This window comes from Myroides sp. N17-2 (genome assembly GCF_002286775.1).
Classification (GTDB): domain Bacteria; phylum Bacteroidota; class Bacteroidia; order Flavobacteriales; family Flavobacteriaceae; genus Flavobacterium.
Genome location: NZ_NSGJ01000125.1, coordinates 1 through 407 on the forward strand (window position 1 = coordinate 1; position 407 = coordinate 407).

The window sequence follows — 407 nt, forward strand, 5'->3', positions numbered from 1 at the left end:
ACTACTACTAACTCGTTCTTCTACTATGATGCAGATGGTAAACCTGTAACTATAAAATGGTCTGATCTTGATACAACCAACTTCAGCTTTACCATTGGTAAAGACGATACAGGTGTAGATAGTCTAATCGTTACAGACTCTAAGGATGGTAAGGTGTACTTAGCAGTAGCTGATATTGCGAATAACTCTACCTTTATATCGAACCTTACTCAGAACGATGAGTTTATTACTAAACTAGGTGATAACATCAAGTTTATTAATGAGATAACGAACAACGAAGAGTTTATCAATAACATCATCAATAAGCTTCAAGGTAAATACGGAAACGTAGGATACGATATAGTTAAGAAAGAATTCTTCTACTATGATGCAGATGGTAAACCAGTAACGATAAATTGGTCTGATCT

At 34.6% G+C, this 407-nt stretch carries 1 pseudogene; it reads left to right on the top strand.

The window, feature by feature from the left end:
• Positions 1-407 (top strand): annotated as a pseudogene (locus CF599_RS19620) (hypothetical protein); the annotation flags it as partial.